17 protein-coding genes are annotated in these 19,529 nt (G+C 68.5%); 11 read left to right on the top strand and 6 right to left on the bottom strand.

Annotated features, from left to right (window positions below; translation table 11 throughout):
• The first annotated feature begins 16 nt into the window (after window positions 1–16).
• The 9 genes from ileS to BM004_RS03430 all read left to right on the top strand — a co-directional run bounded on the left by ileS (window position 17) and on the right by BM004_RS03430 (window position 10,982).
• Window positions 17–2,875 carry an isoleucine--tRNA ligase gene (gene ileS, locus BM004_RS03470; protein WP_093211294.1) on the top strand — a complete coding sequence of 953 codons (2,859 nt, stop codon included), beginning with the start codon at window positions 17–19 and terminating at the stop codon, window positions 2,873–2,875.
• The gene (gene lspA / locus BM004_RS03465) at window positions 2,875–3,387 is read left to right on the top strand and encodes a signal peptidase II (RefSeq protein ID WP_093123671.1); all 513 of its coding nucleotides are present in this window, start codon (window positions 2,875–2,877) and stop codon (window positions 3,385–3,387) included. The genes ileS and lspA overlap by 1 nt, the downstream gene beginning before the upstream one ends.
• Window positions 3,388–3,563: 176 nt before the next feature.
• The gene (locus tag BM004_RS03460) at window positions 3,564–4,583 is read left to right on the top strand and encodes a LacI family DNA-binding transcriptional regulator (RefSeq protein WP_093211292.1); all 1,020 of its coding nucleotides are present in this window, start codon (window positions 3,564–3,566) and stop codon (window positions 4,581–4,583) included.
• 43 nt (window positions 4,584–4,626) lie between these two features.
• Entirely contained in the window at window positions 4,627–5,649 is a 1,023-nt protein-coding gene (locus BM004_RS03455) for an ABC transporter substrate-binding protein (RefSeq protein ID WP_093211290.1), read from the top strand.
• A 16-nt stretch (window positions 5,650–5,665) separates the two neighbouring features.
• Entirely contained in the window at window positions 5,666–6,508 is an 843-nt protein-coding gene (locus BM004_RS03450; RefSeq protein ID WP_093211288.1) for an ABC transporter permease, read from the top strand.
• A gap of 39 nt (window positions 6,509–6,547) precedes the next feature.
• Complete coding sequence (locus BM004_RS03445) at window positions 6,548–7,348, top strand: ABC transporter permease (RefSeq protein WP_093125139.1); 801 nt, start codon at window positions 6,548–6,550, stop codon at window positions 7,346–7,348.
• The gene (locus tag BM004_RS03440) at window positions 7,338–8,399 is read left to right on the top strand and encodes an ABC transporter ATP-binding protein (protein WP_093211286.1); all 1,062 of its coding nucleotides are present in this window, start codon (window positions 7,338–7,340) and stop codon (window positions 8,397–8,399) included. Before BM004_RS03445 ends, BM004_RS03440 begins: the two co-directional genes overlap by 11 nt.
• Complete coding sequence (locus BM004_RS03435) at window positions 8,396–9,256, top strand: phosphodiesterase (RefSeq protein ID WP_093211284.1); 861 nt, start codon at window positions 8,396–8,398, stop codon at window positions 9,254–9,256. Before BM004_RS03440 ends, BM004_RS03435 begins: the two co-directional genes overlap by 4 nt.
• Window positions 9,257–9,320: 64 nt before the next feature.
• A complete protein-coding gene (locus BM004_RS03430; protein WP_093123655.1) occupies window positions 9,321–10,982 on the top strand; it encodes a Na/Pi cotransporter family protein in 1,662 nt (553 codons plus the stop codon).
• Window positions 10,983–11,284: 302 nt separating this feature from the next.
• Here the strand turns inward: BM004_RS03430 and BM004_RS03425 are convergent, their stop codons facing one another.
• Window positions 11,285–12,295: a bile acid:sodium symporter family protein gene (locus BM004_RS03425; protein WP_093212001.1), complete on the bottom strand. Its 1,011-nt coding sequence runs from the start codon at window positions 12,293–12,295 to the stop codon at window positions 11,285–11,287.
• Between the two features lie 70 nt (window positions 12,296–12,365).
• Here BM004_RS03425 and BM004_RS03420 point away from each other — a divergent pair, with 70 nt between their 5' ends.
• On the top strand, window positions 12,366–13,307 hold the full coding sequence (locus BM004_RS03420; RefSeq protein ID WP_093123653.1) for a LysR family transcriptional regulator: 942 nt from the start codon (window positions 12,366–12,368) through the stop codon (window positions 13,305–13,307).
• Here BM004_RS03420 and BM004_RS03415 read toward each other — a convergent pair.
• Window positions 13,249–13,686, bottom strand: coding sequence for a response regulator (locus tag BM004_RS03415; RefSeq protein WP_093123651.1), 438 nt, complete (start codon window positions 13,684–13,686; stop codon window positions 13,249–13,251). The two genes, BM004_RS03420 and BM004_RS03415, sit on opposite strands and share 59 nt — an antisense overlap.
• A 154-nt stretch (window positions 13,687–13,840) precedes the next feature.
• Window positions 13,841–14,827: a quinone oxidoreductase family protein gene (locus BM004_RS03410; protein ID WP_093211282.1), complete on the bottom strand. Its 987-nt coding sequence runs from the start codon at window positions 14,825–14,827 to the stop codon at window positions 13,841–13,843.
• A gap of 102 nt (window positions 14,828–14,929) precedes the next feature.
• On the opposite strand from BM004_RS03410, the gene BM004_RS03405 reads away from it, so the two are divergent.
• Window positions 14,930–15,847, top strand: a complete 918-nt coding sequence (locus BM004_RS03405; RefSeq protein ID WP_093211280.1) for a DMT family transporter — start codon at window positions 14,930–14,932, stop codon at window positions 15,845–15,847.
• A gap of 58 nt (window positions 15,848–15,905) precedes the next feature.
• On the opposite strand, the gene BM004_RS41340 is transcribed toward BM004_RS03405, so the two are convergent.
• The 3 genes from BM004_RS41340 to BM004_RS03390 are packed head-to-tail and all read right to left on the bottom strand — an operon-like array spanning window position 15,906 to window position 19,492.
• Window positions 15,906–17,672, bottom strand: coding sequence for a DUF5672 family protein (locus BM004_RS41340; RefSeq protein WP_177206337.1), 1,767 nt, complete (start codon window positions 17,670–17,672; stop codon window positions 15,906–15,908).
• A 31-nt stretch (window positions 17,673–17,703) separates the two neighbouring features.
• Entirely contained in the window at window positions 17,704–18,504 is an 801-nt protein-coding gene (locus BM004_RS03395) for an SDR family oxidoreductase (protein WP_093211278.1), read from the bottom strand.
• 40 nt (window positions 18,505–18,544) lie between these two features.
• Window positions 18,545–19,492, bottom strand: a complete 948-nt coding sequence (locus BM004_RS03390) for a DMT family transporter (RefSeq protein ID WP_093123640.1) — start codon at window positions 19,490–19,492, stop codon at window positions 18,545–18,547.
• Between the last annotated feature and the right edge of the window lie 37 nt (window positions 19,493–19,529).

Raw genomic sequence — 19,529 nt, 5'->3', positions numbered from 1 at the left:
TTCGCCGTACCCCACCATGTCTGACGCTGCTTCCACTGCCTCCCCCAAAGACTACCGTTCCACGCTGAACCTGCCCGACACCCCCTTCCCGATGCGCGGCGACCTGCCCAAGCGCGAGCCGGGCTGGGTGAAGGAATGGAACGACGAGGGCCGCTACCACCGCCTGCGCGACGCCCGCCACGGCGCGCCCAAGTTCATCCTGCACGACGGCCCCCCGTACGCCAACGGCCAGATCCACATGGGCCACGCGGTGAACAAGATCCTGAAGGACATGATCACCAAGGCGCGCCAGCTCGAGGGCTTCGACGCGCTCTACGTGCCCGGCTGGGACTGCCACGGCCTGCCGATCGAGAACGCCATCGAAAAGCAGTTCGGCCGCAACCTGAGCCGCGACGAGATGCAGGCCAAGAGTCGCGCCTTCGCCACCGAGCAGATCGCCCAGCAGATGGCCGACTTCCAGCGCCTGGGCGTGCTGGGCGAATGGGACCACCCCTACAAGACGATGGACTTCGCCAATGAAGCCGGCGAGCTGCGCGCGTTCAAGCGCGTGATCGAGCGCGGCTTCGTGTACCGCGGCCTGAAGCCCGTGTACTGGTGCTTCGACTGCGGCTCCTCGCTGGCCGAGTTCGAGATCGAATACGCCGACAAGAAGAGCCAGACCATCGACGTGGCCTTCAAGGCGCACGAGCGCGAGAAGGTGCTCAAGGCCTTCGGCACCGACCACACGATCCTGGGCGACATCTTTGCCGTGATCTGGACCACCACCGCGTGGACCATCCCGGCCAACCAGGCGATCAACCTCAACCCCGAGCTCGAGTACTCGCTGGTCGACACCGAGCGCGGCCTGCTGATCCTGGCCAACTCGCTGGTCGAGATGTGCATGACGCGCTACGCGCTCGACGGCAAGGTGCTGGCCACGGTCAAGGGCGAGGCGCTAGGCGGCCTCGAATTCGAACACCCGCTGTACGACGTCGACGCGGGCTACCAGCGCCTGTCGCCGGTGTACCTGGCCGACTACGCCACCGCCACCGACGGCACGGGCCTGGTGCACTCCTCGCCCGCCTACGGCGTGGATGACTTCAACTCCTGCATCGCCCACGGCGTGGCGTACGACGACATCCTGAACCCGGTTCAGGGCAACGGCAGCTACGCGCCCGACTTCCCGCTGTTCGGCGGCCAGAACATCTGGAAGGCCGTGCCGGTGGTCATCGCCGCGCTGCGCGACGCCAACCGCCTGCTGACCACCGAGACCATCACCCACAGCTACCCGCACTGCTGGCGCCACAAGACGCCGGTGATCTACCGCGCCGCGGCGCAGTGGTTCGTTCGCATGGACGAGGGCGAAGGCGTGTTCACCAAGGACAAGGCCCCCAAGACGCTGCGCCAGACCGCGCTCGACGCCATCGAACAGACCAGCTTCTACCCGGAGAACGGCAAGGCGCGCCTGCACGACATGATCGCCGGGCGTCCCGACTGGTGCATCAGCCGCCAGCGCAGCTGGGGCGTGCCGATCCCGTTCTTCCTGCACAAGGATTCGGGCGAGCTGCATCCGCGCACCATGGAAATCCTCGACCAGGCCGCCGACATCGTCGAGAAGGGCGGCATCGAGGCCTGGAGCCGCGTGACGGTCGAAGAGATCCTGGGCGCCGAGGACGCGCCGAGCTACACCAAGAGCACCGACATCCTGGAGGTGTGGTTCGACTCGGGCTCGACCTTCTATCACGTGCTGCGCGGCACGCACCCCACGGTGCACCACGACGTCGGCCCCGAGGCCGACCTGTACCTCGAAGGCCATGACCAGCACCGCGGCTGGTTCCATTCGTCGCTGCTCATCGCCTGCATGCTGGAAGACCGCGCGCCGTACCGCGGCCTGCTCACGCACGGCTTCACGGTGGATGCCAAGGGCATCAAGATGAGCAAGTCGCTCAAGAACGGCATCGACCCGCAGGAAATCAGCAACAAGCTGGGCTCGGAAATCATCCGCCTGTGGGTGGCCGCGAGCGACTACTCGGGCGACATCGCGGGCGACGACAAGATCCTGGCGCGCGTGGTCGATGCGTACCGCCGCATCCGCAACACGCTGCGCTTCCTGATGGCGAACACGAGCGACTTCGACATCGCCAAGGACGCCGTGCCGCTCGACCAGCTGTTCGAGATCGACCGCTACGCGCTGGCGCGCGCCGCGCAGTTCCAGGCCGAGATCCTCGCGCACTATCAGGTGTACGAGTTCCACCCGGTGGTGGCCAAGCTGCAGATCTACTGCTCGGAAGACCTGGGCGGCTTCTACCTCGACATCCTGAAGGACCGTCTCTACACGACGGCCCCGGGCTCGCTGGCGCGCCGCAGCGCGCAGACGGCGCTGTGGCACATCTCGCAGGCAATGCTGCGCTGGATGGCGCCGTTCCTGAGCTTCACGGCCGAAGAGGCCTGGAAGTTCGTGGGCACGGGCAAGCCGGGCGAGTCGATCTTCACGCAGACCTACAGCGAGTTCGCCGCGCCCGACGAGGCGCTGCTCGCCAAGTGGGGCCGCATCCGCGAGATCCGCGACGTGGTGAACAAGGACATCGAAGCCGTGCGCGCCGAAGGCAAGGTCGGCTCGTCGCTGCAGGCCAACCTGCAGGTCACGGCGCCGGCCGACGACTTCGCGTTGCTCGGCTCGCTGGGCGACGACCTGAAGTTCGTCTTCATCACCTCGGCGATCGCGCTGGCCGCGGGTGAAGCGCTGTCGACGGTGGTCACGCCCAGCACCGCCCAGAAGTGCGAACGCTGCTGGCACTACCGCGACGACGTGGGCCACGACGCGGCCCATCCGACGATCTGCGGCCGCTGCACCAGCAACCTGTTCGGCGCCGGCGAATCGCGGAGCGTTGCCTGATGGCCGCCGCGCGCTCCATGTCCGCCTCGCGTTCGCGCGGCGCCAGCATCTGGCCGTGGCTGGGGCTGGCGGTGATCATCCTGATCATCGACCAGTTCACCAAGACGCTGATCCTGGGCTACTACAAGCTCGGCGACTCGACCTACGTGACGAGCTTCTTCAACGTCGTGCGCGCGCACAACACGGGCGCGGCCTTCTCGTTCCTGGCCGACCACTCGGGCTGGCAGCGCTGGCTCTTCACGGGCATCGGCGTGGCGGCCGCGATCTTCATCGTGTGGATGCTGCGCTCGCACGCGGGGCAGAAGCTGTTCTCGTTCTCCATGGCCTGCATCCTGGGCGGCGCCATCGGCAACGTGATCGACCGGATGATGCACGGCTACGTCGTGGACTTCCTGTTCTTCCACGTGGGCAACTGGGGCTTCCCGGCGTTCAATGCCGCGGACAGCGCCATCACGCTGGGCGCGATCTGCCTGATCGTGGACGAGATCCGGCGCGTACGCCGAGGCAAATAAGCCGGCTCGGCTTTCGAGCAGGCAAGCAGACACCAGAAGGGGCCCCGCGGGGCCCCTTCTTCTTTGGGCCTCCGGGCGCCCGCGAAGGCCTGCGGGTTTGTCCCCGCTTCCAAAGCCTGTCATCGCAAAGTCATACTGCGGCGGTCCAATGTAATCGATTACATGAACACCGCACGATGAGCATCCAAGCCGTAGCCGCCAAGGCGGGAGTCTCCGTGGCCACCGTGTCGCGGGCCTTCAATTTCCCCGACAAGGTGACGCCCGCCACCCGCGCGCTGGTGGAGCGCGTGGCGCGCGAGCTCGACTACCTGCCCAACGCCAGCGCGCGCACCTTGCGCACCCAGCGCAGCCGCGTGCTCGGCGTGGTGCTGCCCACGCTGCTGAACCCGACCTTCGCCGAATGCCTGCAGGGCATTGCGCGCGCGGCCATCGCGGGCGGCTACGCGATCATTCCCGTCACCACCGGCTACCAGGTCGACGAAGAAGATCGCGCCGTGCACCTGCTGCTGGCGGGCAATGTCGACGGCCTGATCCTCGTGGTGTCGAACCCCTCCACCTCGGCTGCCCTGCCCCGCCTGCAGGCGGCCGGCGTGCCTTATGTGCTGGCCTACAACCGGCACCCCGGCCACCCCTGCGTGTCGGTCGACAGCGAAGGCGCCGTGGCCGATGCGGTCACGCGGCTGGTGCTGCTGGGCCACCGCCGCATCGCCATGGTGAGCGGCACGCTCGCCGCGTCGGACCGCGCGCAGCAACGCTACCGCGGCTACCTGCGAGGCATGGCCGACGCGGGCCTCGATGCGCCGCCGCTCATCGAAGTGCCCTTCGTCGAGACCGCTGTCGATGCGCTCTCGCGCCAGCTGCAGGCACGCCACCGGCCCACCGCGCTGGTCTGCTCCAACGACCTGCTGGCCATCCGCAGCATCCGCGCCGCGCACCTGAGCGGCCTGGCGGTGCCCGACGACCTGAGCGTGGTCGGCTTCGACGGCATCGCGCTGGGCGAAGACCTCACACCCGCGCTCACCACCATCGCGCAGCCCAACAGCGACATCGGCCGCCACAGCGTCGAGCTGCTGATGCAGGCGATGGCCGGCGGCGCCACGCTGCAGGCCGATGCGAGCCTGCTGCTGCCCCATGCCTTCCGAGACGGCGAGTCGTGCGCCTGCGCGCGCGAGGACAACAACGCCGCCAGTTACTGACCTCACCTCGTTCCCGCGCCCCATCCATCCAAGGAGTTCCACCATGTCCCTTCGCTTCCACCGCATGGCCCGCCTCGGCCTGCTCGCCGCCGCGCTCGCGGCCACGCTTTCTGCGGGCAGCGCCATGGCGCAGACCGCCATTTGCTACAACTGCCCCACCGAATGGGCCGACTGGGGCACCCAGCTGAAGGCCATCAAGGCCAAGACCGGCGTCACCGTGCCGCCCGACAACAAGAACTCGGGCCAGTCGCTCGCGCAGATGTCGGCCGAGAAGGCCAGCCCCGTGGCCGACGTGACCTACCTCGGCGTGACCTTCGCCGTGCAGGCCGCGAAGGACGGCCTGGTCGAGCCCTACAAGCCCGCCGCGTGGAAAGACATTCCCGACGGCCTGAAGGACCCGGCCGGCAACTGGTTCACCATCCACTCGGGCACGCTCGGCTTCATGGTCAACGTCGACGCGCTCAAGGGCAAGCCGATTCCCAAGTCGTGGGCCGACCTGCTCAAGCCCGAATACAAGGGCCTCATCGGCTACCTCGACCCGGCCTCGGCCTTCGTGGGCTACGTGGGCGCCGTGGCGGTGAACGAGGCGCGCGGCGGCACGCTCGACAACTTCAAGCCGGCCATCGACTACTTCAAGGCACTGCAGAAGAACGAGCCCATCGTGCCGAAGCAGACGTCCTACGCGCGCGTGCTGTCGGGCGAGATCGCGATCCTGCTGGACTACGACTTCAACGCCTACCGCGCCAAGTACAAGGACAAGGCCAACGTCGCCTTCGTGATCCCGAGCGAAGGCACGCTGGCGGTGCCCTACGTGATGAGCCTGGTCGCCAAGGCCCCGCACGCGGCCGACGCGAAGAAGGTGCTCGACTTCACGCTGTCCGACGAAGGCCAGGCCATCTGGGCCAAGGCCTACCTGCGCCCGGTGCGCGCGAACGCCATGCCCAAGGACATCGAGGCGCAGTTCCTGCCCGCCAGCGAATACGCCCGCGCCAAGAGCGTGGACTACGGCCGCATGGCCGCCGCGCAGCGCGCCTTCTCCGACGAGTACCTGAAGGAAGTGCGCTGATCCGGCGCCGCACGAGATGACGCAAGCCACCACCGCCAACGCTTCTTCCAGCGCCTGGAACCCGCGCTGGCGGCTGCTGGCCTGCGCCGCGCCCGCGGCCGTCTTCTTCGCGGCCTTCTGGCTGCTGCCGGTGGTGCGCCTGCTCACGCTGCCCGCGGGCAAGGGCTGGGCCACCTACTTCGCGGTGCTGACCGACGCGCGCTACCTGCAGAGCATGGCCAACACGGTCGCGCTCTCGGTGGCCGTGACGCTGGCCACGCTGGTGCTGGGCGCGGCCGTGGGCATCTACCTGGCGCGCCATGCCTTCGCCGGCAAGCGCGTGCTGCTGTCGCTGCTCACGCTGCCGCTGTCGTTCCCCGGCGTGATCATCGGCTTCTTCGTGATCCTGCTGGGCGGCCGCCAAGGCGTGGTGGCGAGCCTGAGCGACAGCCTGTTCGGCGAACGCATCACCTTCGCCTACGGCCTGCTCGGGCTGTTCCTGGCGTACCTGTATTTCTCGCTGCCGCGCGCCATTGCCACCTACGCCGCAGCCGCCGAGTCGATGAACACACAGCTCGAGGAAGCCGCGCGTTCGCTCGGCGCCTCGCGCCTGCGCGTGGCGCGCGACGTGTGGATGCCCGAACTCGCGCCCACCACGCTGGCTTGCGGCGCCATCCTGTTCGCCACCTCCATGGGCGCCTTCGGCACCGCCTTCACGCTGGCCAGCAAGTTCGAGGTGATCCCCATCACCATCTACAACGAGTTCACCAACTACGCCAACTTCGCGCTCGCCGCGTCGCTGTCGATCTCGCTGGGCATCGTGACCTGGCTGGTGCTGTTCGTGGCGCGCCGCTTCGGCGCCAACCCCGTCGCACGCTGAAGGCCCCCCTGCTCCATGCCCATGACCATGACCATGCCCCTGCGAAAGAACACCCACGCCAAGGCGCCCTTCCTGCTCGCCGTGACGGTCATCGTGAGCCTCTTCATGATCGCGCCGATGCTGCTGTCGGTCATGGCCGGCCTCGTCAACAACTACAGCACCGGCCTGAAGAGCGGCCTCACGCTGCGCTGGCTCGGCGAGGTGTGGGAGAACTACGGCGGCACCGTCGGCTGGTCGCTCGCGCTGGCGCTGGCCTGCGTGGCCGGCACCGTGCTGCTGGGCGTGCCCTGTGCTTATGCACTGGCGCGCAGCCGCTCGCGCGCGGCGCACATCTTCGAAGAGCTGCTGACGCTGCCGGTCGCGGTGCCGGGCCTGGCCACGGCGCTCGCGCTGATCCTCGCCTACGGCCAGCTCACGGCCTTTCGCCAGAGCTTCGCCTTCATCCTGGTGGGCCACATGATCTTCACGCTGCCCTTCATGGTGCGCACCGTGAGCTCGGCCTTCCAGCGCGACGACCTGCTCGCGCTGGAGGAGGCCGCGCGCTCGCTGGGCGCGAATTTCCGCCAGCGCTTCCTGGGCATCCTGGTGCCGGCCGTGTTCCCCGCCATCGTGGCCGGCAGCCTGATGGTGTTCACGCTGTCGGTGGGCGAGTTCAACCTCACCTGGATGCTGCACACGCCGCTCACGCGCACGCTGCCCGTGGGCCTGGCCGACAGCTACGCCTCGATGCGCATCGAGATCGGATCGGCCTACACGCTGGTCTTCTTCGCCGTCATTCTTCCCGTGCTGTGGGCCCTGCAGTACCTTGCCAACCTGATGCAGAAACGCCATGGAACTTGAACGCATCCCCATCGACATCGCGAACTGCGCGAAGACCTACGCCGACGGCACGCGCGGCCTGCAGCCCACCGACCTGCGCGTGGAAGCCGGCGAAGTGCTGGCCCTGCTCGGCCCCTCGGGCTGCGGCAAGACCACGCTGCTGCGGCTGATTGCCGGGCTGGAATCTCCCGACGCCGGCACCCGCATCGTGTTCGGCGGCCAGGACGTCACGCAACGCCCGGTGGAGCACCGCGGCGTGGGCATGGTGTTCCAGAGCTACGCGCTCTTTCCGCAGATGACGGTGGCCGCCAACATCGGCTACGGCCTGCGCATCCGCGGCGTGTCGCCTGCCGAAGAAAAGCGCAGCGTGGGCGAACTGGTCGACCTCGTGCGCCTGGGCGGCCTGGAGAACAAGCGCCCCGCCGAACTCTCCGGCGGCCAGCGCCAGCGCGTGGCCCTGGCGCGCGCCGTGGCCGTGCGCCCGCGCGTGCTGCTGCTCGACGAACCGCTGGCCGCGCTGGACGCCAAGCTCAAGGAATCGCTGCGCGACGAACTCGCCGAGCTGCTGCGCCGGCTGCACATCACGGCCATCCACGTCACGCACGACCAGCAGGAAGCGCTGGCCATCGCCGACCGGCTCGCGGTGATGCGCGCCGGGCGCATCGTGCAGGTCGGCCGCGGCGAAGACCTCTACCGCGCGCCCGCGCACCCCTTCGTGGCCGAGTTCCTGGGCCGGGTGAACCGGCTGGAGCGCGAGGCGAGCGCCATCGCACAGGGCGTCGTGCGACTCGGCGGGTCGAACGTGCCCTGCCCGAGCGCCTGGCAAAGCCATGAGAAGCTGCTCGTGCGGCCCGAAGACATCGAGGTCAACACGCCCCAGCCCGGCTGGGGCGCGGCCACCGTCGAACGCCGCACCTTCCTCGGCGACCGCGTGCAGCTGCACCTGCGGGTGCAGGACCAGCCCCTGCTGGTGGCCGACGTGGGGCGCGACAATCCTTTCGGAACGGGCGACAGCGTGGGCCTGCGCATCCACCCCGACCGCCTGATGACGTCGCAGGAAACCAGCGCATGACCAATCCCGAAGACAACAAGCTCACCGTGCTGGTCCAGCTGACCGACCTGCACATCCGCGAGCCGGGCCGCCTGGCTTACGGCCGCATCGACACCGCGCCGTACCTCGAACGCGCCGTGCAGTCGGTGCTGGCCCTGCGCCAGCCACCCGACGCGGTGGTCGTCACCGGCGACCTGACCGACTTCGGCCGCGCCGCCGAGTACGAGCACCTCGCTCGCCTGCTGGCCCCGCTCACCATGCCGGTCTACCTGATGCCCGGCAACCACGACGACCGCGACCAGCTGCGCCGCAGCTTCCCCGGCCACGCGTACCTGGGCACCGGCGCCGACACGCACGACTTCATCCAGTACTCGGTGCGCGTGGGCCCGCTGCGCCTGCTCACGCTCGACACCTGCGTGCCCGGCGCCAGCCACGGCTCGCTGTGCGAGAAGCGCCTGGCCTGGCTCGAAACCCAGCTCGACGCCTGCCGCCACGAGCCCGTGGTGGTCGCCCTGCACCACCCGCCGTTTCGCACGCTGATCGGCCACATGGACGAGATCGGCCTGCTCGAAGGCGCCGAAGCGCTCGAGGCGCTCGTTGCGCGCTACAGCAACGTCGAGCGCGTGATCTGCGGCCACCTGCACCGCGCCATCGACGTGCGCTTCGGCGGCACCATCGCCTCGACCTCGCCGGCGCAGGCGCACCAGGTCTGCCTCGACCTCGCGCCCGACGCCGACTCGGCCTGGACCCTGGAGCCGCCCGCCTTCCGGGTGCACGCCTGGTCCCCCGCCGAAGGGCGGCTGGTCACGCATCTGGCGGCCTCCGGAAGCTTCGAAGGGCCGTATCCTTTCCACGACAACGGAGCGCTGATCGACTGAAACGCGTATCTGTGGAAAATGGGGTCAAAACGAACCAAAACGAAAAGGATAGAACCCGACACCCATGAAGCATCTCCTGAATCTGCTGGCGGCCATTGCCCTGCTGGTGTGGGGCACCCAACTCGTTAGAACCGGCGTGCTGCGCGTCTTCGGCGCCAACCTGCGCAAGATCCTCGTGCAGAGCATGCGCAACCGCTTCACGGCCGCCCTCTCGGGCATCGGCGTGACCGCGCTGGTGCAGTCGAGCACCGCCACCTCGCTCATGACCTCGTCCTTCGTCGGGCAGGGCCTGGTCACGCTGCCGGCGGCGCTGGCGGTGATGCGCGGCGCGGACGTGGGCACCGCGCTCATCTCCGTGCTGTTCTCGGCCGACCTGTCGTGGCTGTCCCCCATGTTCATCTTCGTGGGCGTGGTGCTGGTCATCACGCGCGCCGACACCGTGGCCGGCCGGGTGGGCCGCGTGCTCATCGGCCTGGGCCTGATGCTGCTGGCGCTGCAGCTGGTGGTGGAAGCCACCGAGCCCCTGTTCTCCTCCCCCGCCGTGCGCGCGCTGCTCGCCTCCATCAACAGCGACGTGCTGCTGGAGATCACCATCGGCTCGGTGCTGGCCATCGTGGCCTATTCGAGCCTGGCCGTGGTGCTGCTGGTGGCGGCCATGGCCACCTCCAACGTGGTGCCGCTCGACGTGGCCCTGGGCCTGGTGCTCGGCGCCAACCTCGGCAGCGGCCTGCTGGCCGTGCTGACCACCGCCAAGGCGGCCGTCTCGGTGCGCCAGGTGACCGTGGGCAACCTGCTCTTCAAGGCCCTGGGCGTGGCCCTCGTCGCGCCCTTCATCGGCCTGTGGATCCGCTACGTGCAGCCCGAGCTGCCGAACCAGACCCATGGCGTGGTGCTGTTCCACCTGGCGTTCAACATCGTGATCAGCGTCGGCTTCATCGGCCTCACGCAATGGGTGGCCAAGCTGGTGACGCGCATGCTGCCCATGCCCCAGCAGGCCACCGGCACCAGCCGCCCGCACCACCTCGACCCCTCGGCCCTGTCAACACCTTCGCTGGCCATCTCGAACGCGGCACGCGAGGCCCTGCACCAGGCCGACATCGTGGAGACCATGCTGATCGGCGTGCTCGACGTGATCCGCAACAACGACACCCGCCTGTCGCAGGAACTGCGGCAGCTCGACGACACCGTCGACCAGCTGTACTCGGCCATCAAGTACTACATGACCCGCATCTCGCGCGAGGCGCTGGGTGAGGAGGAAAGCCGGCGCTGGACCGACATCATCAGCTTCACCATCAACATGGAGCAGATCGGCGACATCATCGAGCGCGTGATCATCGACGTCGAGGACAAGAAGATCAAACCCCAGCGCAACTTCTCCGAAGCCGGCATGGCCGAGATCGTCGAACTGCACGGCCGCCTCGTCGCCAACCTGCGCCTGAGCATGAGCGTGTTCCTGAACGGCAACGTGCGCGACGCGCAGAAGCTGCTCGAAGAGAAAGCCCGCTTCCGCGACCTGGAGCGCGCCTACGCCACGACCCACCTGGATCGCCTGTCGGACCGCACCACCCTGAGCATCGAGACCAGCTCGCTGCACATCGACCTCATCAGCGACCTGAAGCGAATCAATTCGCACATCTGCTCCATCGCCTATCCCATCCTGGAATCGGCGGGTGCACTGGCACCCAGCCGCCTGAGGGAATCGCGCCTGGGCAAGATCGAGGGCTGACAAGGCAAGGAAAGCGCAAGCGCGCTTTCCTTGCACACAGGCCGAGCGAAGCAAAGGCCCGAAAGGTTCCCAGCCCCTCTGCCCGCGCCGAGGAGCGGAGCGTTTCGCGGATCAGGGCCCACCCTTGTCTGAGCGAAGCGAGTTTGGGTGGGACCCCGCGAAACGCGAGCACCGCAGGTTGCCCGCAGCGAAGCGGAGGGACGCGGGCAGTGGGGTCGCCTTTTCTTTGCTTACTTTCTTTTGGCGAAGCAAAAGAAAGTGAGTCCGCCGCCGGGCGGAATCCCGGCCCCGGAAATCAAGAACTACTTGGCCGCAACTTCCAGCGCACCACCCTGAACAGCAGGTTCAGCAGCGCGCCGCGCATACCGCTGCGCGAGCACCGCGCAAACCATCAACTGCATCTGATGAAACAACATCAAAGGCAGCACGATAGCCCCCACCGCATGTGAAGCAAACAGCACCTTGGCCATCGGAATCCCACTGGCCAGGCTCTTCTTCGACCCGCAAAAAACAATGGTGATCTCGTCCGCCTTGTCGAAGCCCAGCTTGCGGGCAGCCAGCGTCGTCAGCGTCAGCGCCAGTGCCAGCAGCACAGCGCAAACCAGCAGCAACCCCAGCAGCGCACTCACAGGAATCTGCTTCCACAGCCCTTCGATCACCGCCGCGCTGAACGCCGTATAGACCACCAGCAGGATCGACCCCTGGTCCACGAACTTCAGCACCGCGGCGCGCTTTTGCACCCACTTCCCGATCACGGGCCGCAGCAGGTGCCCCACCGCAAACGGCACCATCAGCTGCAGAAGAATCTTGCCGATCGAATCGAACGAGGAAGATGCATTGCCCCCATGCGGCAGCACCACCAGGTTCACCAGCACCGGCGTGATGAACACCCCCAGCAAGGTGGAAGCCGAGGCACTGCAGATGGCCGCCGGCATGTTCCCCCGTGCCATCGCGGTGAACGCGATCGCCGACTGCACCGTGGCCGGCAGCACGCACAGGAACAGCACCCCCATGTAGAGCTCCGGCGTCACCAGCGGCGACAGCACGGGCTTCAACGCCCAGCCCAGCGCAGGAAACAGGATGAAGGTGCTCGCGAACACCAGCAGGTGCAGCCGCCAGTGCGTGATCCCCGCCATGATCGCCTCGCGCGAAAGCTTGGCGCCGTGCAGGAAGAACAGCAGCCCGATCGCCACCGTCGTCAGGCCTTCGAAGAAATGAGCCACACGCCCGCTGGCGGGCAGCAGGCTTGCAAGGGTCACGACCGAGACGAGCGCGAGCGTGAAGTTGTCGGGGAGGAAGCGTGAACGTGCCATGGCGCCCATTGGACCGCTACGCGATTCAAAAGAGAAATGGATTTATCGGATCAATATATGATTCCAACGCATGAATATCACCCTGCGCCAGCTCCGCGTGTTCCGCTCGGTCGCGCAAGGCCGCAACTTCAGCCGCGCCGGTGACCAGGTCGGCCTGAGCCAGCCGGCCGTCAGCCGCTCGATCTTCGAGCTCGAATCGCAGCTCGGTCTCAAGCTGCTCGACCGCACCACGCGCGAGGTGGTGCTCACCGAAGCCGGCCAGTCGCTCGCGGCCCGGCTGGAGCGCGTGCTCGACGACCTCGACCAGACCCTGCAGGACGTTGCCGGCCTCGCCAGCGCGCGCGGCGGCAAGGTGCGCGTGGCCAGCAGCCCCACGCTCTCGGCCAACCTCATGCCCGATTGCATCGCCACCTGCGCCCACACGGCGCCGGGCATCCAGTTCCTGCTGCTCGACCGCATCCAGCAGGACGTGCTCGACAGCGTGCGCAGCGGCGAGGTCGACTTCGGCGTGGTCATCGAGCCCTCGGAGGCCGACGACCTGCACTGCGAGCCGATCCTTGCCGACCCCTTCATGCTCGTGCTGCCACCCGCGCACAGGCTGGCGCAGAAACCGTCGGTGCGCTGGAGCGCGCTGGAAGGCCAGCCGCTGGTGCTGCTCGACCATGCCTCGGGCAGCCGCCGCCTGATCGACCAGGCGCTCGAGCGCCACGGCGCGCACTGCGAGGTGAAGCAGCAGCTCGGCCACCCGACCACGGTGTTTCGCATGGTGGAGGCCGGCATCGGCATCAGCGTGATGCCGGGCATGTCGTTGCCGCCGGAAGGGCTGGCGCAACTGGCGGTGCGCCCGTTGACGCCGCGCGTTCAGCGCGCCGTGATGCTCATCCGCCGGCGCAACCGCGCGCTCTCGCCGCTGGCCGAGCGTGTGTGGGGCATCGTGCGCGACACCGCCGCGCTCAATGCGGCAGCGGGGTCTGGCGAGACGGCGCCGCGGACGCCGCAGGCGAAGCGCTGAAGTGCGCCTGGCGCTGCCGCACGCAGAAGTCGATCAGGTCCTCGACCTCGGTCGCCTTGTCGAACACCGCGTCCGCGCCGAGCATGGCGCACTTGCGGCGCATCTCGGGCGTGGCGTAGTTGCTCAGCACCACCATCTTCTGGCCCGGGTCACGGTCGCGACAGGCCTCGAGCACGCGAAAACCGGTGCCGTCCTTCAGGAACAGGTCGACGATCGCCAGGTCCCACTGCGACAGGTTGCCCGTGAGCCAGCGCGTGCCTTCGGCTTCCGACTCGGCCTGGCCGATGGGGTCGATGCGCGCCACCTCTCGCAGCGTGCCCACCAGGTTTTCACGGATGGTGGGGTTGTCTTCGACGATGAAAGTGCGAATGGTGGTCATCACGGCGGGTTACCTTTGAGCTTGGAACCAAGGCTACAAAGTGCATCCGCCACAAGTCGAAGGCATGACACCCCAGCGCGGGTAGGACAAGACTGGCGTTACCGCACCGCAGCACCCGCAGCCCACGCGCTCCCGCGCATGGCGCCCCGGCACCTCACAACGTGAGGATCGTGCAACCCGTGGTCTTGCGCGCTTCCAGGTCGCGGTGCGCCTGCTGCACGTCGGCCAGCGCATAGCGCTGCTCGATCGGGATCTTCACCGCGCCGCTTTGCACCACCGCGAACAGGTCGTCGGCCATGGCCTGCGTGCTCTCGCGCGTGGACATGTGGGTGAACAGCGTGGGCCGCGTCACATACAGCGACCCCTTGGACGCCAGCGTGCCGAGGTTGATCGGCGGCACCGGGCCCGAGCCGTTGCCGAACACCGCCAGCAGGCCGAAGGGCCGCAGGCAGTCGATCGAGCCTTCATAGGTGTCCTTGCCCACCGAGTCGTACACCACCTTCACGCCCTTGCCGCCGGTGATCTCCTTCACGCGCGCCGCGAAGCTCTCGGTGCTGTAGTTGATGGCGTGCGCCGCGCCGTGCGCCAGCGCGAGCTTGCACTTGGCGTCGCTGCCGGCGGTGCCGATCAGCTGCAGGCCCAGCGCCTTGGCCCACTGGCAGGCGATGAGGCCCACGCCGCCCGCGGCCGCGTGGAACAGGATGAAGTCGCCGGCCTGCAGGCCTTCGGCCGGCAGCGTCTTCTTCAGCAGGTACTGCGTGGTGAGGCCCTTGAGCATCATGGCCGCGCCGGTCTCGAAGGAGATGTCGTCGGGCAGCCTGCACACGCACTTGGCGGGCATCACGCGCAGCTCGCAGTAGGCGCCGGGCGGCGGGCTGGCGTAGGCGGCGCGGTCACCGGCCTTCAGGTGCGTCACGCCTTCGCCCACCGCCTCGACCACGCCCGAGGCCTCCATGCCGAGCTGCAACGGCATCGCGAACGGATAGAGCCCGCTGCGCTGGTAGGTGTCGATGAAGTTCAGGCCCACGGCCTTGTGGCGGATGCGGATCTCGCCGGGGCCGGGCTCGCCGACCTCCACCTCGACGATCTTCAGTTCTTCGGGACCGCCATGGCGGTCGATACGGACGGCTTTGCTGATCATCTTTGCAGTCTCCACGCACAGGAAAAAAGATGAGGCGCATCCTGCCACGTCCGGGTGTCCCGTGGCGGCGCGGGACATCATTGCCCGGTAGAGTCGGCGGCCATGTCGACCCTGCCCCAGCACCCCGCCCGCCTCACGCCCCTGACCGTCGCTCTCCTGCTCATCCCGCCCCTGCTCTGGGCCAGCAACGCGGTGGTCGGCCGCCTGGTGCGCGACCTGGTGTCGCCGATCACGCTGAACTTCGTGCGCTGGGTCATCGCCTTCGCACTGCTGCTGCCGCTGGCCGCGCCGGTGTTGCGCCGCGGCAGCCCGCTGTGGACGCACTGGAAGCGCTACGCGCTGCTCGGCCTGCTGGGCATCGGCCTGTACAACGCCTTCCAGTACCTGGCGCTGCAGACCTCCACGCCGATCAACACCACGCTGGTGGGCTCGAGCCTGCCGCTGTGGATGCTGGCGGTGGGCACGCTGCTCTTCGGCGCCCGCGTGAACGCGCGCGAGATCGGCGGCGCGCTGCTGTCGATGGCGGGCGTGCTGCTGGTGCTGAGCCGCGGCGAATGGCAGCAGCTGCTCGGGCTGCGGCTGGTGCCGGGCGACCTGTACATGATCCTGGGCACCATCGCCTGGGCCTTCTACAGCTGGCTGCTCGCGCGCACGCACGAGCCGAAGGCGGTGCGCCAGGACTGGGCCGCGTTCCTGATGGCGCAGCTGGTGTTCGGCCTCGCATGGTCGGGCGCGCTGGCGGCGGGCGAATGGACGCTGACCGACGCGCACATCGACCTGGGCTGGCCGCTGGTGGCCGCCATGCTGTTCATCGGCATCGGCCCCGCGGTGGTGGCCTACCGCTGCTGGGGCACCGGCGTGCAGCGCGCGGGGCCGCAGGCGGCCAGCGTCTTCATGAACCTCACGCCGCTGTTCGCCGCCGTGCTCTCGGCCGCCTTCCTGCGCGAGCCGCCGCACTGGTACCACGGCGCGGCGTTCCTGCTGATCGTGGGCGGGATCGTGGTGGCGTCGCGGCGCTAGCCGCGACGCGGACGGCACCGACCGCGGGGATGGCGCTGGTGGCGCTGACCACGGCGCGTCACGCGAACAGGTGCGACAGCGCCGGCTGGTCCGCCAGCCATTGCGGGGCCTCGGCCTTGTCCACCACGCGCCACACATAGCCCGGCCGGTCGTACAGGTCGCGGCCCGAGGCCAGCAGCGCGGGGATGTCGATGGCGTCGAGGAACGCGGCGGCGTTGTATTCCTGGTGCGCGAAGCCGCGGATCTTGGCGCGCACCGCGGCCTCGTCCATCGCCAGGTACGAGAAATGCCAGCCGGCGTCGGCCAGGATCAGCCCGGGCTGCGCGCCGCTGCGCACGCGCATGCGCAACTGGTCGGGCGTGAGGCCGTCGAACTGCGCGCGCGTGGCGGCCACCGTCCACACCGAGGAGGCCTCGGGCCCCTCGACGTTGCGGTAGTTCGCATAGAAATAGTAGAAGGCCAGGCACAGGCCGTAGACCTCGTGGCGGCGGTCGTCGCGCATGGCGCGAACCACGTCGGCGCGCGGGATCTCGTCGGCGTCCGAGACCATCACCAGGTCGTGCGGCGCGGCGTCGTGCAGGCCGCGCATGACCTGGTTGCGCTGGAATTTCTCGCGGATCCAGAAACCCGATTTCGGCGTGTCGGAGTGCCAGTCGCCCGCCACGGGCGCGGCATCGGCCGCCTCGTCGAGCGCCGGCATGTCGTGCACGGCGATGTAGCGGATGCGCGGCAGGAACGCCGCGATGCGCGGGTCGGCGGCGTCGAAGCGCAGCGCCTTCGGCTCGCCGCTGAAGGTGCGGTCGGCCTCGACGATCACGAAGCAGTCGACCACGCCGGACAGCTCGTGCAGCCGCGCCGCGAGGATGTCGGCCTCGCCGTTGTAGGTGATGCAGTCGTACACCTTGCGCTGCGCCGTCGCGAGCGTGGCGGGCGCTTCGGGTTCCGGCGCGAACTCGATCCGGTAGCCGTTGCGCTCGAACATCTGCAGGATGTCGCGCTCGCCGTACCAGCTGTCGAGCTGCGACAGCGGAACGAGCGAACGCAGCGTGAGCGGCGCCAGGCTCGCGAGCTGCCGCACCCTGGCGTGGTGGCCGAACAGCAGCATGGCGTTGTAGCCGTGGTGCAGTTGCGGCCCCGCATGCTCGATGGCGAAGCTGCGCGCCAGCTCCAGCGGCGCGAAGCGCATGCCCACGGCCTCCAGCGCGGGCCGCAGCACGCCGCTGAGCTGCACGTCTTCGAGCAGCGCGTTGTGCTGCCAGTGCATCTTCAGCGGCTCGCCGTCGCGCGCCTCCACCGCATCGGGCGGCGGAATCTCCACGCGGATGTGCGGATGGTCGACCAGCGCGCGCATGAAGCGCCGGCTGCGCAGGCTGAAGCCGCCGTTCTGGACCGGTGTGACGCGGTGCTCCGCCCTGTGCAGCTCGTCGGCCCACGCGAAGCGGTTGCGCCAGTAGGTGCCCTGCGGCGCGTCGATGCGCGCGAGGTGGATGGGCGCGCCGATGTAGTCGCAGCCGAGGAACTCGTCGTTCCAGTTGTCCGCGTTGACGACCCAGCCGTCTTCCTGCACGACCAGCGCGAACTCGGTCTGCACCACGCGCCACAGCGCGAACATCATGAACCAGCCGTACTCGTGGTAGTTCAGCGGCGCGATCGGCAGGTGCGCGATGCCGGGCGCCAGGTTGGCGGGCGCGCGCGGGCTGCACAGCAGCGCACGCGCGCCGGGCATCTGCGCCTGGCTGTGCTGCAGGGCCATCGCCGCGCCGCCCGCGTCGGGCAGCCCGGTGACCGAGACCAGTGTTATTTTTCTGAAGGATTCCCTGTTCACGATGCGCCTCCCGTCGCTTTCGTGAACCCGCTCAGTAGGTGCCCGGGTAGGCTCCGCCGTCGGCCAGCACGTTCTGGCCGGTCATGTAGCCGGCCTGCATGCTGCACAGGAACGCGCAGATGGCGCCGAACTCCGCCGGCGTGCCGAAGCGCCTGGCCGGAATGTTCTTCTTGCGGGCTTCCCACACGGTGTCGAAGTCCTGGCCCGACTTCTGCGCCGCGCCGGCCATCGTGCCCTTCAGGCGGTCGGTGTCGAACGAGCCCGGCAGCAGGTTGTTGATGGTCACGCCCTGCGCCGCCACCGCCGTGCGTGCCACACCGGCCACGAAGCCCGTGAGGCCGCTGCGCGCGCCGTTGGACAGGCCCAGGATGTCGATGGGCGACTTCACCGAGCTCGACGTGATGTTCACGATGCGGCCGAAGCCGCGCCGGGCCATGCCGTCGACCGTGGCCTTGATCAGCTCGATGGGCGTGAGCATGTTGGCGTCGACCGCCTTGATCCACGCCTCGCGGTCCCAGTTGCGGAAGTCGCCGGGCGGCGGGCCGCCGGCGTTGGTGACGACGATGTCGAAGTCATGGCCCAGCGCGAACACGGCGGCGCGGCCGGCTTCGGTGGTGATGTCGGCCGCCACGTGCTTCACGAACGCGCCCGACGTGCCCGACGTGCCCGCGGCGCCGACCAGCGTCTTCGCAGCCGCCTCCAGCACCTCGGCGCCGCGCGCCACGATCACCACGTTCACGCCCTCGCGCACCAGCGCCTCGGCGCAGCCGTAGCCCAGCCCCTTGCTTGCGCCGCACACCAGCGCGGTCTTGCCTGCGATACCCAGATCCATGTTGTTTCTCCAGTCGGTCTTGTAGGTCCTGCAAGGGCCCTCAGCGCCCCTTGCGCGTGAAAACGAAGATGCCCGCGATGACGAGCACCGTGCCGGCCGCGATCCACGCGGTGAACGGCTCGCCGAGTATGACCACCCCCATGAGGATGGTCGACAGCGGCCCGATCATGCCGGTTTGCGCGGCCACCGCCGGGCCGATGCGCTCGATGGCCATCATCACCATGAGGACAGGCACCGCCGTGCACAGCGTGGCGTTGAGCACCGACAGCCAGATCACCTCGGGCGCGACCTCGAAGGCCACGCCCATCGGCCGCGTCAGCACGAACTGCAGGATGCACAGCAGGCAGGCCACGGTGGTGGCCAGCCCCACCAGGCGCAGCGAGCCCAGGCGCTTGACGAACTCGCCGCTGTAGATGAGGTAGCCGGCGTAGCTCACCGCGCTCAGGAACACCAGGAACGCGCCCCAGGCCGCCGCGCCACCGCCCTTGCCGCCACCGCCCGTCCACAGTTCGTGGCCGAACACCAGCAGCACGCCGGCGTAGCTCACGACCATGCCCAGCACCTGCGGGCGCGTCGGGTGGCGCCGGTACAGCAGCCAGCCGAAGAACAGCACCAGCGTCGGATTGAGGTAAAGAATCAGCCGCTCGAAGCTGGCCGAGATGTACGCGAGCCCGGCAAAGTCGAGGAAGCTTGCGAGGTAGTAGCCCGAGAAGCCCAGGCCGATCACGCCTATCCAGTCGCGCCCGCTGAGCGCCGGCTTGCCGCGCCCCGCCCACCACGCCATGAGCGCGAACAGCGGCAGCGCGAACAGCATGCGCAGCATGATGAGCGTGATGGCGTCCACGCCATGGCGGTACGCCAGCTTGACGATGATGGCCTTGCCGCTGAACGCGATGGCGCCCAGCGAGGCAAGGACCAGGCCCGACGCGTAGCCCTTCTTGTGCGTCTGTGCGGGGGAAATGCCGGCCGTTGCGGCTGTCTTGTTCATCCCCCGATCATCGCGGCAAGCCCGGAGCCTTGCTGCC

Origin of the sequence: Variovorax sp. OK212 (genome assembly GCF_900112425.1) — a bacterium.
GTDB lineage: Bacteria > Pseudomonadota > Gammaproteobacteria > Burkholderiales > Burkholderiaceae_C > Variovorax.
This window is presented reverse-complemented; position numbering and strand designations above follow the sequence as displayed.

What these genes read in the sequence shown, in the direction of transcription:
- BM004_RS03390 (WP_093123640.1), bottom strand. Translation starts at nt 19,492, where the DNA reads ATGAACAAGACAGCCGCAACGGCCGGCATTTCCCCCGCACAGACGCAC.
- BM004_RS03455 (WP_093211290.1), top strand. Translation starts at nt 4,627, where the DNA reads ATGTCCCTTCGCTTCCACCGCATGGCCCGCCTCGGCCTGCTCGCCGCC.
- BM004_RS03425 (WP_093212001.1), bottom strand. Translation starts at nt 12,295, where the DNA reads ATGGCACGTTCACGCTTCCTCCCCGACAACTTCACGCTCGCGCTCGTC.
- BM004_RS03395 (WP_093211278.1), bottom strand. Translation starts at nt 18,504, where the DNA reads ATGGATCTGGGTATCGCAGGCAAGACCGCGCTGGTGTGCGGCGCAAGC.
- ileS (WP_093211294.1), top strand. Translation starts at nt 17, where the DNA reads ATGTCTGACGCTGCTTCCACTGCCTCCCCCAAAGACTACCGTTCCACG.
- BM004_RS03410 (WP_093211282.1), bottom strand. Translation starts at nt 14,827, where the DNA reads ATGATCAGCAAAGCCGTCCGTATCGACCGCCATGGCGGTCCCGAAGAA.
- BM004_RS03435 (WP_093211284.1), top strand. Translation starts at nt 8,396, where the DNA reads ATGACCAATCCCGAAGACAACAAGCTCACCGTGCTGGTCCAGCTGACC.
- BM004_RS03460 (WP_093211292.1), top strand. Translation starts at nt 3,564, where the DNA reads ATGAGCATCCAAGCCGTAGCCGCCAAGGCGGGAGTCTCCGTGGCCACC.
- BM004_RS03450 (WP_093211288.1), top strand. Translation starts at nt 5,666, where the DNA reads ATGACGCAAGCCACCACCGCCAACGCTTCTTCCAGCGCCTGGAACCCG.
- BM004_RS03440 (WP_093211286.1), top strand. Translation starts at nt 7,338, where the DNA reads ATGGAACTTGAACGCATCCCCATCGACATCGCGAACTGCGCGAAGACC.
- BM004_RS03415 (WP_093123651.1), bottom strand. Translation starts at nt 13,686, where the DNA reads ATGACCACCATTCGCACTTTCATCGTCGAAGACAACCCCACCATCCGT.
- BM004_RS03420 (WP_093123653.1), top strand. Translation starts at nt 12,366, where the DNA reads ATGAATATCACCCTGCGCCAGCTCCGCGTGTTCCGCTCGGTCGCGCAA.
- BM004_RS03430 (WP_093123655.1), top strand. Translation starts at nt 9,321, where the DNA reads ATGAAGCATCTCCTGAATCTGCTGGCGGCCATTGCCCTGCTGGTGTGG.
- BM004_RS03405 (WP_093211280.1), top strand. Translation starts at nt 14,930, where the DNA reads ATGTCGACCCTGCCCCAGCACCCCGCCCGCCTCACGCCCCTGACCGTC.
- lspA (WP_093123671.1), top strand. Translation starts at nt 2,875, where the DNA reads ATGGCCGCCGCGCGCTCCATGTCCGCCTCGCGTTCGCGCGGCGCCAGC.